The sequence below is a fragment of the Streptomyces sp. DSM 40868 genome, from assembly GCF_011820545.1.
GTDB classification, from domain to species: Bacteria; Actinomycetota; Actinomycetes; order Streptomycetales; family Streptomycetaceae; genus Streptomyces; species Streptomyces eurythermus.
The window spans coordinates 1,161,225-1,173,400 of sequence record NZ_CP050504.1 but is presented as its reverse complement, the minus strand read 5'-3'; the positions used below and the strand labels follow the sequence as shown (position 1 = coordinate 1,173,400).

Here is a 12,176-nt window from a genome sequence, read left to right as displayed (position 1 = left end):
TCGGAGAAGTCGTGATCGGCTGATGATGTGGGCGTGTCCGGGGGACTCGGGGGACATGAGTCATGTGAACCCCGATCCTGAGCCCGAGCGCAGCACCGGGCTGGAACCCGGCGGCTCGGTCCCGCCCGGCGAGACCCCGCCCGCCGAGAGCAGCATGCCCGAGGCCGGGCCCCAGGAGACGCACAATCCGCCGAAGGGCTGGGGGAAGGCGCCGCTGACCGTGATCCTGGTCCTCGTGATCCTGATCGCGGCGTTCTTCCTGGCCTACGCGCTGACCCTGATCCTGTGACCGCCGCCGGGCGGGACGCTCAGCCCTGGGTGCGCCGCACGCACTCGGTGACGACGTCCCGCAGGCTGCCGGTGCGCTCCAGCAGCCTGCGCTGTTCCCGCGCGCCGTTGCCGTGGCGCAGCAGTTCCTCCATGCCCCGCGCGGCGCGGTCGGCGTCGCCGTTGGCCTTGAGCGCGTCGCCGGTGTGCTCCAGCAGGGACTCCAGCACCCGTGCGGCGGGCCGGGGCCGCAGGGTGACGGGGTCGAGCAGGTTCTCCTCCAGGCCGAACCGGGCGGCCTGCCAGTCGGCCAGCCGGAGCAGGCTCACCCCGGTGTCGGGTGCCGGCCGGCCCGCCCGCCACTCGGCCGCGGCCGTGTCCACCAGGGCGCGGACCAGCGTCGCGATCAGGACGGCGGTCTCCGCGCCCAGGCACACGTCCGCCACCCGGACCTCCACCGTCGGGTAGCGGGCGGACAGCCGCGCGTCGAAGTAGACCATGCCCTCGTCCAGCACGACCCCCGTGTCCACCATGTCGGTCACCCGCCGGTGGTACCGCTCGGGGGTGCCGAACGGCTCGGTCGGCCCGGCCGACGGCCAGCGGTTCCACACCCGGCTGCGATAGCTGGCGTAGTCGGTGTTGCGGCCCTGCCAGAAGGGCGAGTTGGCGCTCATCGCCCGCAGCACCGGCAGCCATGGACGGAGCCGGTCCAGGACGGCGACGCCCTCCTCGTCCGACGCCACCGAAACATGCACGTGGCAGCCGCAGGTGAGCTGGTCCCAGGTCGGTATCCCGTACCGCTCCGCCAGCCACTGATAGCGCCCGTTGACACTGAGCGAGGGGCTGACCGGCAGTGGCGAGGTGGCCAGCGCGGCGACCCCGCAGCCGATCTCCCCGGCGTGCCGGCCCGCCTCCTTGCGGCAGCGGACGATCTCGTCACCGAGCAGGGCCATGTCCGACTGCGGATGCGTGGCGAACTCCAGCATCTGCCCGAACAGCTCCTTCTCGAAGACCTGCTGTCCGGGATCGTCCTGGGCGGCGCGGGCGAGGACGGCCGCCGCCAGCGCCTTCGGGTCGCCGCTGTCCGGATCGACCAGGAGGAGTTCCTCCTCCACTCCAACGGTGCGCACGTGGTGCCGCCCTTCCATGTCGTGCCGCGAGGGGCAGTCGGGTTCTGTACGACCCCGAATGCCCCTCGAACGGCCGCCGACACCTGCGCGGCGCCTCAGCCCTCCGGCACCAGCCACACCGTGGCCAGCGGTGGCAGCGTCAGGGTGAGGAACCCGTCCTCGGCCTTGACCGGCCCCCCGGCGCCGACACCGCTGCCGCCGTAGCGCACCTCGTCGGTGTTCAGCTCCTCCCGCCAGACCGCGCCGCCGTCGGGCACCCACAGGCGGTAGCCGGGCCGGACGACGGGGGAGAAGTTCGACACCGCCAGCAGCGGACCGCCGTCCGCGGCGAACCGCAGGAACGCCAGCACGTTGTCGTCCGCCGCGTCGCACAGCACCCACCGGAAGCCGCCCGGGTCGGTGTCCCGCTGCCACAGCGCCGGCGTCGCCCGGTACACCGCGTTCAGGTCCCGGACCAGCGACTGCACGCCCCGGTGATCGCCCGCCGAGTGGTAGTCGTCACCGAGCAGCCACCACTCCGGCCCGTGCGCCTCCGACCACTCCGCCCCCTGCGCGAACTCCTGCCCCATGAACAACAGCTGTTTGCCGGGGTGGGCCCACATGAACCCCAGATAGGCACGGTGGTCGGCGCGCCGCTGCCACCAGTCGCCGGGCATCTTCGACACCAGCGCCCGCTTGCCGTGCACCACCTCGTCGTGGGAGATCGGCAGGACGTAGTTCTCGCTGTAGGCGTACACCATCGAGAAGGTGATCTCGTTGTGGTGGTACTTGCGGTGCACCGGCTCCTTCTGGATGTACTCCAGCGAGTCGTGCATCCAGCCCATGTTCCACTTCAGCCCGAACCCCAGCCCGCCGCCGTCGGTCGGCCGGGTCACCCCGTCCCAGGCGGTGGACTCCTCGGCGATGGTCACCACCCCGGGACAGCGCCGGTAGACGGTGGCGTTCATCTCCTGGAGGAAGGCCACCGCGTCCAGGTCCTCCCGGCCGCCGAACACGTTCGGCTCCCACTGCCCGGAGTCCCGTGAGTAGTCCAGGTAGAGCATGGAGGCCACGGCGTCCACCCGCAGCCCGTCGATGTGGAACTCCTCGCACCAGTAGACGGCGTTCGCCACCAGGAAGTTGCGCACCTCGGTCCGGCCGTAGTCGAACTCGTACGTCCCCCAGTCCGGGTGCTCGGCCCGGGAGGCGTTCCCGGGCTCGTACAGCGGGTCCCCGTCGAACCGGGCCAGCGCCCAGTCGTCCTTCGGGAAGTGCGCCGGCACCCAGTCCATGATCACACCGAGCCCGGCCCGGTGACAGGCGTCCACGAAGTACCGGAAGTCGTCCGGTGAACCCAGCCGGGGCGTCGGCGCGTAGTACGAGGTGACCTGGTACCCCCACGAGCCGCTGAACGGATGCCCGGCCACCGGCATCAGCTCGATGTGCGTGAAACCCATCTCCCGCGCGTAGGCGGGCAGTTCCTCCGCGAGCTGCCGGTAGCCGGCACCGGGTCGCCAGGACGGCAGATGCACCTCGTACACGGAGAACGGCGCCTGGTGCACGGGGGTGTCACCGCGGTGCGCCATCCACTCGGCGTCGCCCCAGGTGTAGTGCGAGGCCGTCACCACCGACGCGGTGTCCGGCGGGACCTCCGTGCACCGCGCCATCGGGTCGGCCTTCAGGAACCGGTGGCCGTACCGGGAGGTGATCTCGAACTTGTACCGGGTGCCCTCGCCGATCCCCGGCAGGAACAGCTCCCACACACCGGACGCGCCGAGCGAGCGCATCGGGTACTGCGTGCCGTCCCAGTACGTGAAGTCCCCGGCCACCCGCACCCCCTGGGCGTTAGGCGCCCACACCGTGAACCGGGTGCCGGCCACGCCCTGGTGGACCATCGGCTCCGCCCCGAGCGCCCGCCACAGCTGCTCGTGCCGGCCCTCCCGGATCAGATGCAGGTCCAGCTCGCCCAGCGCGGGCAGGAAGCGGTACGGGTCGTGCACCTCCCGCTCCCCGTCGTCGTACGCCACCAGCAGGGTGTACGACGGGATGTCCGGGCAGGGCAGCACGCCGGCGAACAGCCCGTCGCCCTCCGAGCGCAGCTCGGTACGGTCACCGTCGGCCAGGACGCTCACCGCGCGGGCGTTCGGGCGCAGCGCCCGCACCAGCGTGCCGCCCGGCACCGGGTGCGCGCCCAGCAGGGCGTGCGGATCGTGGTGCGTCCCGGCCAGCAGCCGGCCGCGGTCGGCCGGGTCCAGGGGGGCGGCCACGGGCGGCACCGGGCCCGCGGCCTCGGGACGCGTGGTGTCGCGCAGTGCCATGCGTCAGCCTCCCCACACGGCGAGCCGCTTGATCGCCGCCATCGGTACCGGCAGCCAGTCCGGCCGGTGTCTCGCCTCGTACAGCACCTCGTACACCGCCCTGTCCGTCTCGTGCGCGCGCAGCAGCGCGTGCTTCTTGCGTGGATCCCAGCCCGCGCGGGCCGCGTAGCCCGCGCAGAACGCCTCCCGGCAGCGGCGCGCCCACTCGGGTCGCCAGGGGCGGCGCTGCCGGGCCACGTAGTCGAAGGAGCGCAGCATCCCGGCGACGTCCCGCACCGGGGACTGCGGGGTGCGCCGTTCGGCGAGCGGACGGGACGGCTCGCCCTCGAAGTCGATGACGAACCAGTCGCGGCCGGCCCGCAGCACCTGTCCCAGGTGCAGGTCGCCGTGGACCCGCTGGGCGGGCGGCCCGGTGTCGCAGGTGGCCAGCGCCGCGAACGCGGCCCGCAGACCGGGCACGAAGGGCAGCAGCCCGGGCACGGCGTGCGCGGCGGCGTCCAGCCGCGCGCGCATCGCCTCGGCCGTACGGCCGTTCTCGCCCGGCCCGGCCGGCGGGAATGCCTCGGCCAGCGCCAGGTGCACCTCGGCCATGGCCCGGCCCAGCGCGCGGGCCTCGGCGGTGAAGTCGTCGCCCGCCGCGAGCGCGCCCAGTGCCAGCGACCAGCCGTCGGTGGCGTCCGGCAGGAACGGCTGGAGCACCCCGAGGGTGGCCGGGCGCGGGTCGGCCGTGGTGAACCAGGCCACCGGCGCCGGTACCCGGGCGCAGCCGAGGGCGGCCAGCGCCGCCGGCACCTCCAGGTCCGGATTGACGCCCGGCTGGATCCGGCGGAACAGCTTCAGGATGTACGCGTCGCCGTACACGATCGAGGAGTTGGACTGCTCGGCGTCCAGCAGCCGCGGCGGCAGTCCGCCGGGCACCCGGGCGGCCGGGTCCGCCTCGAACCGCAGCGGGCCCGCCGTGCCGGGGTGCCGCAGCCGCTCCAGCAGCAGATGGGCCGAGCGCGGGTCGTGCAGCGCGTCGTACACCGCGAGGCCGGCCAGCGGTCCGTCCACGGCCCGCCCGATGAACGCCCGCTCCAGGCGTGGCGCGAGGTGCGGGCGCAGCCCCAGCAGCAGCTGGTAGCAGTCCCCCGGCGGGGGTGTGCCGCCGGGGGTGGGCACCGGCACGTGGGAGGCGTGCACCAGCAGGTGCAGACAGCCCGGGAACAGCTCGGTCACGGACAGCACCGACAGCTCGGTGACGGGCCGGTCCTTGCCCGCGAACCAGCGTTGCCTCGGCAGCCATTCGCGCAGCAGCCCGCCGAGCGAGTCCAGCGGCCCGTCGAGCACGGTCGCGGTACGCGGTCGGGCGGTGATGGTCTTCGGCATGGTGACGCGTCCTTTCCTCGGCGCCGGACGGGTCAGCGGCGGCGGCCGATGCGGGATGCGACTCGGGTGAGCCGGAACCAGTAGAAACCGTGGCCCTGCAAGGTGAGCAGGTAGGGCAGTTCGCCGATGGCGGGGAAGCGCACCCCGCCGATCAGCTCGACGGGGTGCCGTCCGTCGTAGGCCCGCAGGTCGAGTTCGGTGGGCTGGGCGAAGCGGGAGAAGTTGTTCACACACAGCACCAGGTCGTCGCCGTGTTCGCGCAGGAACGCCAGCACCGCCGGGTTGGAGGACGTCAGTTCCGTGAACGACCCCAGGCCGAAGGCGGGGTTCTGTTTGCGGATCTCGATCATCCGGCGGGTCCAGTGCAGCAGCGACGAGGGGGAGGACATGGACGCCTCGACGTTGGTGACCTGGTAGCCGTAGACCGGGTCCATGATCGTGGGCAGGAACAGCCGTCCGGGATCGCACGTCGAGAAGCCGGCGTTGCGGTCGGGGGTCCACTGCATGGGGGTGCGCACGGCGTCGCGGTCGCCGAGCCAGATGTTGTCGCCCATGCCGATCTCGTCGCCGTAGTAGAGGATCGGCGAGCCGGGCAGGGACAGCAGCAGGGCGGTGAACAGCTCGATCTGGTTGCGGTCGTTGTCGAGCAGGGGGGCGAGGCGGCGGCGGATGCCGATGTTGGCGCGCATGCGGGGGTCTTTGGCGTACTCGGCCCACATGTAGTCGCGTTCCTCGTCGGTGACCATCTCCAGGGTCAGCTCGTCGTGGTTGCGCAGGAAGATGCCCCACTGGCAGCCGGAGGGGATGGCGGGGGTCTTGGCGAGGATCTCGGAGACCGGGTAGCGGGACTCGCGTCGCACGGCCATGAAGATGCGGGGCATGACGGGGAAGTGGAAGGCCATGTGGCACTCGTCCCCGCCGGCGGAGTAGTCGCCGAAGTAGTCGACCACGTCCTCCGGCCACTGATTGGCCTCCGCCAGCAGGACGGTGTCCGGGTAGAGCGTGTCGATCTCGCGGCGCACCCGCTTCAGGAACTGGTGCGTGGCGGGCAGGTTCTCGCAGTTGGTGCCCTCTTCCGCGTACAGGTAGGGCACCGCGTCCAGGCGGTAGCCGTCGATGCCGAGGTCCAGCCAGAACCGCAGGGCGGCCAGGATCTCCTCCTGGACGGCCGGGTTCTCGTAGTTGAGGTCCGGCTGGTGCGAGAAGAAGCGGTGGAAGTAGTACTGGCCGCGCACCGGGTCGAAGGTCCAGTTGGAGACCTCGGTGTCGACGAAGATGATCCGCGCGTCCTCGTACCGCTTGTCGTCGTCGGCCCACATGTAGTAGTCGCCGTAGGGGCCGTCGGGGTTCTTGCGGGACTCCTGGAACCACGGGTGCTGGTCGCTGGTGTGGTTCATGACGAAGTCGATGATCACCCGCATGCCGCGCTGGTGGGCGGCGTCCACGAACTCCACGAAGTCGGCGAGGTCACCGAACTCCGGCAGCACGGCGGTGTAGTCGGAGACGTCGTAACCGCCGTCCCTGAGGGGTGACTTGAAGAACGGCGGCAGCCACAGGCAGTCCACGCCGAGCCACTGGAGGTAGTCCAGTTTGGCGGTCAGGCCCTTCAGGTCGCCGACGCCGTCGCCGTCGCTGTCCTGGAAGGAGCGGACCAGGACCTCGTAGAAGACGGCGCGTTTGAACCACTGCGGGTCCCGGTCCTTGGCGGGCGTGTCCTCGAAGGTGTCCGGTACGGGCTCGTTGACGGTCATGACGCTGCGGGCCCTCCGATCCGGGGCGTCGAGCGCCCGACGTGGAGCACGTGCGCGGGCGCCCGGCCGGGCGTGAGCCGCACGTAGTTGGTGCCGCCCCAGTGGTAGGTCTCGCCCGACAGTTCGTCGTGCACCGGAACGGACGCGTGCCGGTCCAGGCCGAGTCGCGGCATGTCCAACGAGACCGTGGCCTCCTGGGTGTGGTGCGGGTCGAGGTTGACGACCACGACGACCGTGTCCGTCCCCGTGCGTTTGCTGTAGGCGAGCACGGCGTCGTTGTCGGTGTGGTGGAAGTGGAGGTTGCGCAGCCGCTGGAGTGCGGGATGGCGGCGGCGGATGGTGTTCAGGCGGGTGATGAGCGGGGCGATGGTCCGGCCCTCGCGTTCGGCGGCCTCCCAGTCGCGGGGCCTGAGCTGGTACTTCTCCGAGTCCAGGTATTCCTCGGCGCCTTCCCGCAGCGGGGTGTTCTCGCACAGTTCGTAGCCGGAGTAGATGCCCCAGGCGGGGGAGAGGGTGGCGGCGAGTACGGCCCGCACCTCGAACGCGGGCCGCCCGCCGTGCTGGAGGTAGGCGTGCAGGATGTCGGGGGTGTTGGCGAAGAGGTTCGGCCGCATGTAGGCCGCCGCCTCACCGGTCAGCTCGCTCAGGTACTCCGTCAGCTCCTGCTTGGTGTTGCGCCAGGTGAAGTACGTGTACGACTGCTGGAAGCCGATCTGGGCCAGGGTGTGCATCATCGCCGGGCGGGTGAACGCCTCCGCCAGGAAGATCACGTCCGGGTCGGTGCGGTTGATCCCGGCGATGACCCGCTCCCAGAAGACGACGGGTTTGGTGTGGGGGTTGTCCACGCGGAAGATGCGCACGCCGTGGGCCATCCAGTGCCGCAGGATCCGCAGGGTCTCGGCGACCAGGCCGTCCATGTCGGCGTCGAAGGCGAGGGGGTAGATGTCCTGGTACTTCTTCGGGGGGTTCTCCGCGTAGGCGATCGAGCCGTCGGGGCGGTGGTGGAACCACTCGGGGTGCTTCTCCACCCAGGGGTGGTCCGGGGAGCACTGGAGGGCGAGGTCGAGGGCGACCTCCAGGCCGAGCCGGCCGGCCTCGGCGACGAAGTGGTCGAAGTCCTCCAGGGTGCCCAGGGCGGGGTGGACGGCGTCGTGGCCGCCCTCGGGGGAGCCGATGGCCCAGGGCACGCCGACGTCGTCGGGGCCGGCGGTCAGGGAGTTGTTGGGGCCTTTGCGGTGGGTGGTGCCGATGGGGTGGATCGGGGGCAGGTAGACGACGTCGAAGCCCATGTCCGCGATCGCCTTCAGCCGGCGCGCGGCGGTCCGGAAGGTGCCGTGAGGCTGTTCGGCGGTGCCCTCGGAGCGGGGGAAGAACTCGTACCAGGAGCCGTACAGGGCGCGCTCGCGCTCCACCAGCAACGGCATCGCGTCGGACGCGGTGACCAGCTCCCGCAGCGGATACCGGGCGAGTACGTCCTCCACCTCGGGGGAGAGCGCCGCCTTCAGCCGGTGGTGGACCGACAGGGTGTCGTCGCCGAGGGCGCGTGCCGCGGCCAGCACCAGGTCCCGGCCGGGGCCCCTGGGCACCCCGGCGGCGGCCCGCTCGTACAGCTCCGCGCCCTCCTCCAGCACCAGGCCGGTGTCGATCCCGGCCGGCACCTTCACCGACGCGGTGTGCCGCCAGGTCGCCAGCGGATGGCTCCACGCCTCCACGCGGAAGGACCAGCGCCCCGTCACGTCCGGGGTGATCTCCGCCCCCCAGCGGTCGCTGCCCGGGGCCAGTTCCCGCATCGGGGTCCAGGGGCCGCGCCGGCCCGTCGGATCGCGCAGGACCACGTTCGCGCCCACGGCGTCATGCCCTTCGCGGAACACGGTGGCCGTGACCTCGAACGTCTCCCCGGCCACCGCTTTCGCCGGGCGCCTGCCGCACTCCACGGCCGGCCGGACGTCACGTACCGGTACACGGCCGATGGCCGGGGTCCTGCGCATATATCTCACCTCCGCCGTGCGCGGAGCCGGGCGCCCGGCCCGGCTCCGCGATCCGATAAGTCGGGCCGGTCTCTCGCCGGACCCGCAGGGAACGCCTTGTACGGTGCCAGGTCAGGGGCTTGGCGCCGTGGAACGCCGCTCCGACGGCGGCCCTCTTCTCGCCGTCCGGCGCGGCTGCGGCCGCCCGTCCTGCTCCCGCAGGTAGGTGACCAGGTTCGTGCGGAGATAGCGCTCGGCGGCGTCCACGGCCTCGCGGGCGCAGCGCTTGCCCATCAGCACGCACAGGGTGTACCCGGAGTCCTCGAAGGTGGCCCGGACCGTGCGGTCGTGCGGCGCGGCGAGCATCACGCGCTCCCACGCCCGGTAACGCCGCAACTGCCGGGCCACTTCGGCCTTGGCGGGTAGCAGCATGGCCCTCTTCACCCTCCACGCTCTCGACTGGGCGCGTTCCCGACGGTCGGGTGGTGTCCGCGCAGGGGAGGGCACGGCACCGTTACGGCGATCGAGGCTTTCACTCATGGTGCACGCGCGACGACGCAGCGTCTTGTTGGATCTTCAACGAGTGGGACCGTCGGCGGCTCGTGTTGCACGAATGGCGTAGTGCCCGCACCGTGGAAGTGACTCTGAAGCGATCAACGCTCACGCTGGGTGTCCGGAAATCCCTCCGGGCGGGCGAGGGGAGCGAGAGCTTCGCCGGTGAGGAGCAAGCGACGATGAAGACCGCAGTGCCCTGCTACTACCACCTCGACGTGGAGGTCGGCCCGGAGCGGGTGGGACAGGTCGGCCGCATCCTGGCCGCCCATCTGCGCCACTGGGACCTCGACAACCTCGTGGAGCCCGTCCGCCGCGGCGCCGAACTGCTGCTGCGGGCGATCGACGCGCACGCGAGGAACAAGCACACGTCCATCGAGATGTGGTGGAACGGCCAGCACCTCATCACCGCCCTCGGCGGCGAGGATCCCGAGCTGCGCCCGGAGGCGGACCTGCGGTCCTGCCTGGCCGACATCGCCGCCATGAGCGACGGCTGGGGCTGCTGCGCCACGGCCACCGGCAGCACGATCATCTGGTTCTCGCAGCGCGCCCGGGCCGGCCAGCGCGTCCCGCTGGTCCCGCTCGCCCCCGACCCCGCGCTGCGCACCGGCCTGAAGGTGCCCCGCGACCAGCCGGTGACCGTGCTGGCCGGTCCCGCCCCCGCCCACCGCGCCACCCTGGAGGGCAGCCGGTGACCGCCCGTACGCGACGCACAGGGGTGCCCGTCTGGAGCGGGCACCCCTACCCGTTGGGCGCCTCCTTCGACGGACAGGGCACCAACTTCGCCCTGTTCAGCGAGGTCGCCGAGCGCGTGGACCTGATCCTCGTCGACGACGCCGGCACCGAGACCCCCGTCCGGCTGCACGAGGTCGACGGTTTCGTCTGGCACGCCCATCTGCCCGGCGTCGGCCCCGGACAGCGCTACGGCTACCGGGTGCACGGCCCCTGGCAGCCCGCGCTCGGCCACCGCTGCAACCCGGCGAAGCTGCTGCTCGACCCGTACGCCCGCGCCGTGGACGGCCAGATCGACAACCACCCCTCGCTCTACGAGCGCGCCCCGGACGGGCCGGCCCCGGCCGACAGCGCCGGCCACTCCATGCTGGGCGTGGTCACCGACCCGTTCTTCGACTGGGGCGACGACCGCCCGCCCCGGACGCCGTACGCGGACTCGGTCATCTACGAGGCCCATGTCCGCGGGCTGACCCGCACCCACCCGGACATCCCCGAGCGGCTGCGCGGCACCTACGCCGGGCTCGCGCACCCGGCCGTGACCGAGCACCTCACCTCGCTCGGGGTGACGGCGGTGGAGCTGATGCCGGTGCACCAGTTCGTCCAGGACGGCATCCTGCAGGACCGGGGCCTGTCCAACTACTGGGGCTACAACACCATCGGCTTCTTCGCCCCGCACAACGCCTACGCCGCCTTCGGCTCCCGCGGCCAGCAGGTCAACGAGTTCAAGGCGATGGTGAAGGCGCTGCACGCGGCCGGCCTCGAAGTCATCCTCGACGTGGTCTACAACCACACCGCCGAGGGCAACGAACTCGGCCCCACGCTGTCCTTCCGGGGCATCGACAACGCCTCCTACTACCGCCTGGTCGACGGCGACTGGGCGCACTACTACGACACCACCGGCACCGGCAACAGCCTGCTGATGCGGCACCCCTACGTGCTCCAGCTGATCATGGACTCGCTGCGGTACTGGGTCACCGAGATGCATGTCGACGGCTTCCGCTTCGACCTCGCGGCCACCCTCGCCCGGCAGTTCCACGAGGTGGACCGGCTCTCGGCGTTCTTCGACCTGATCCAGCAGGACCCGGTGATCAGCCGGGTCAAGCTGATCGCCGAGCCGTGGGACGTGGGCGAGGGCGGCTACCAGGTGGGCAACTTCCCGCCGCTGTGGTCGGAGTGGAACGGCAAGTACCGGGACGCCGTACGGGATTTCTGGCGGGCCGAGCCCGGCTCGCTCGGCGAGTTCGCCTCCCGGCTCACCGGCTCCTCCGACATCTACCAGCACAGCCGGCGCCGGCCGCGCGCGAGCGTCAACTTCGTCACCGCCCACGACGGTTTCACGCTGCGCGACCTGGTGTCGTACAACGACAAGCACAACGAGGCCAACGGCGAGGACAACCGGGACGGCGAGAGCCACAACCGGTCCTGGAACTGCGGCGCGGAGGGCGACACCGACGACCCGGCCGTCCTCGAACTGCGCGCCCGCCAGCAGCGCAACCTGCTGGCCACGCTGCTGCTGTCGCAGGGCATCCCGATGCTCTGCCACGGCGACGAACTCGGCCGCACCCAACGCGGCAACAACAACGCCTACTGCCAGGACAACGAGACCTCCTGGGTGGACTGGGACCTCACCGAGGAGCAGCGCGCCCTGACCGCGTTCACCCGGCGCCTGATCGCCCTGCGCGCCGCGCACCCCGTGCTGCGCCGGCGCCGCTTCTTCCGTGGCGAGACCGCGACCAACGCCCGCCAGCCGCTGCCCGACCTGGTGTGGCTGCGGCCCGACGCCCGCGAGATGACCGACCGGGACTGGCAGCGCGCTGACGCGCACTCGGTCGGCGTGTTCCTCAACGGCGACGCCATCGCCGAACGCGACCCCTACGGCCGCCGCATGGTCGACGACTCCTTCCTGCTGCTGGTCAACGGCTACTGGGAGCCGGTCGTCTTCCGCCTGCCCGACGACTCCTTCGGCGAGCGCTGGACCACCCTGACCGACACCGCGGACCCCGACGGCATCCCCGACGAACGCGAACGCAAGGCGGGCACCCGGCTCCGCCTGGAGGCCCGCAGCCTGGTCCTGCTGTCGCGCCCGTCCCGCGCCACGGGCTGAGCCGGGGG

At 71.8% G+C, this 12,176-nt stretch carries 9 protein-coding genes; 3 read left to right on the top strand and 6 right to left on the bottom strand.

Translation table 11 applies throughout. The features are described 5' to 3' along the window. Positions 1–55 precede the first annotated feature (55 nt). Entirely contained in the window at positions 56–289 is a 234-nt protein-coding gene (locus HB370_RS05080; protein WP_030783696.1) for a DUF6480 family protein, read from the top strand. Positions 290–308: 19 nt separating this feature from the next. Here HB370_RS05080 and HB370_RS05075 read toward each other — a convergent pair whose 3' ends face one another. The 6 genes from HB370_RS05075 to HB370_RS05050 form a co-directional block, all read right to left on the bottom strand. Continuing rightward, positions 309–1,397 (bottom strand): glutamate--cysteine ligase, encoded by a 1,089-nt coding sequence (locus tag HB370_RS05075; RefSeq protein WP_030783694.1) that lies wholly within the window; start codon positions 1,395–1,397, stop codon positions 309–311. A gap of 95 nt (positions 1,398–1,492) precedes the next feature. Beyond that, positions 1,493–3,694 carry a 1,4-alpha-glucan branching enzyme gene (gene glgB / locus HB370_RS05070; protein WP_030783692.1) on the bottom strand — a complete coding sequence of 734 codons (2,202 nt, stop codon included), beginning with the start codon at positions 3,692–3,694 and terminating at the stop codon, positions 1,493–1,495. A 3-nt stretch (positions 3,695–3,697) separates the two neighbouring features. Then, positions 3,698–5,062 (bottom strand): hypothetical protein, encoded by a 1,365-nt coding sequence (locus HB370_RS05065; protein ID WP_030783690.1) that lies wholly within the window; start codon positions 5,060–5,062, stop codon positions 3,698–3,700. Positions 5,063–5,094: 32 nt separating this feature from the next. Beyond that, positions 5,095–6,813 (bottom strand): maltose alpha-D-glucosyltransferase, encoded by a 1,719-nt coding sequence (gene treS, locus HB370_RS05060; protein ID WP_167512948.1) that lies wholly within the window; start codon positions 6,811–6,813, stop codon positions 5,095–5,097. Further along, on the bottom strand, positions 6,810–8,801 hold the full coding sequence (locus HB370_RS05055; protein WP_167512947.1) for an alpha-1,4-glucan--maltose-1-phosphate maltosyltransferase: 1,992 nt from the start codon (positions 8,799–8,801) through the stop codon (positions 6,810–6,812). The genes treS and HB370_RS05055 overlap by 4 nt, the downstream gene beginning before the upstream one ends. A 111-nt stretch (positions 8,802–8,912) precedes the next feature. Beyond that, positions 8,913–9,212 carry a DUF5133 domain-containing protein gene (locus HB370_RS05050; protein ID WP_030784425.1) on the bottom strand — a complete coding sequence of 100 codons (300 nt, stop codon included), beginning with the start codon at positions 9,210–9,212 and terminating at the stop codon, positions 8,913–8,915. A 302-nt stretch (positions 9,213–9,514) separates the two neighbouring features. On the opposite strand from HB370_RS05050, the gene HB370_RS05045 reads away from it, so the two are divergent. Continuing rightward, positions 9,515–10,027: a hypothetical protein gene (locus HB370_RS05045; RefSeq protein ID WP_030784428.1), complete on the top strand. Its 513-nt coding sequence runs from the start codon at positions 9,515–9,517 to the stop codon at positions 10,025–10,027. After that, complete coding sequence (gene glgX, locus HB370_RS05040; RefSeq protein ID WP_106980681.1) at positions 10,024–12,168, top strand: glycogen debranching protein GlgX; 2,145 nt, start codon at positions 10,024–10,026, stop codon at positions 12,166–12,168. Before HB370_RS05045 ends, glgX begins: the two co-directional genes overlap by 4 nt. Positions 12,169–12,176 lie beyond the last annotated feature (8 nt).

Bases quoted from the DNA above. Each gene is read 5' to 3' on its own strand.
- HB370_RS05080 (WP_030783696.1), top strand. From the start codon at position 56: ATGAGTCATGTGAACCCCGATCCTGAGCCCGAGCGCAGCACCGGGCTG.
- glgB (WP_030783692.1), bottom strand. From the start codon at position 3,694: ATGGCACTGCGCGACACCACGCGTCCCGAGGCCGCGGGCCCGGTGCCG.
- HB370_RS05065 (WP_030783690.1), bottom strand. From the start codon at position 5,062: ATGCCGAAGACCATCACCGCCCGACCGCGTACCGCGACCGTGCTCGAC.
- treS (WP_167512948.1), bottom strand. From the start codon at position 6,813: ATGACCGTCAACGAGCCCGTACCGGACACCTTCGAGGACACGCCCGCC.
- HB370_RS05055 (WP_167512947.1), bottom strand. From the start codon at position 8,801: ATGCGCAGGACCCCGGCCATCGGCCGTGTACCGGTACGTGACGTCCGG.
- HB370_RS05050 (WP_030784425.1), bottom strand. From the start codon at position 9,212: ATGCTGCTACCCGCCAAGGCCGAAGTGGCCCGGCAGTTGCGGCGTTAC.
- HB370_RS05045 (WP_030784428.1), top strand. From the start codon at position 9,515: ATGAAGACCGCAGTGCCCTGCTACTACCACCTCGACGTGGAGGTCGGC.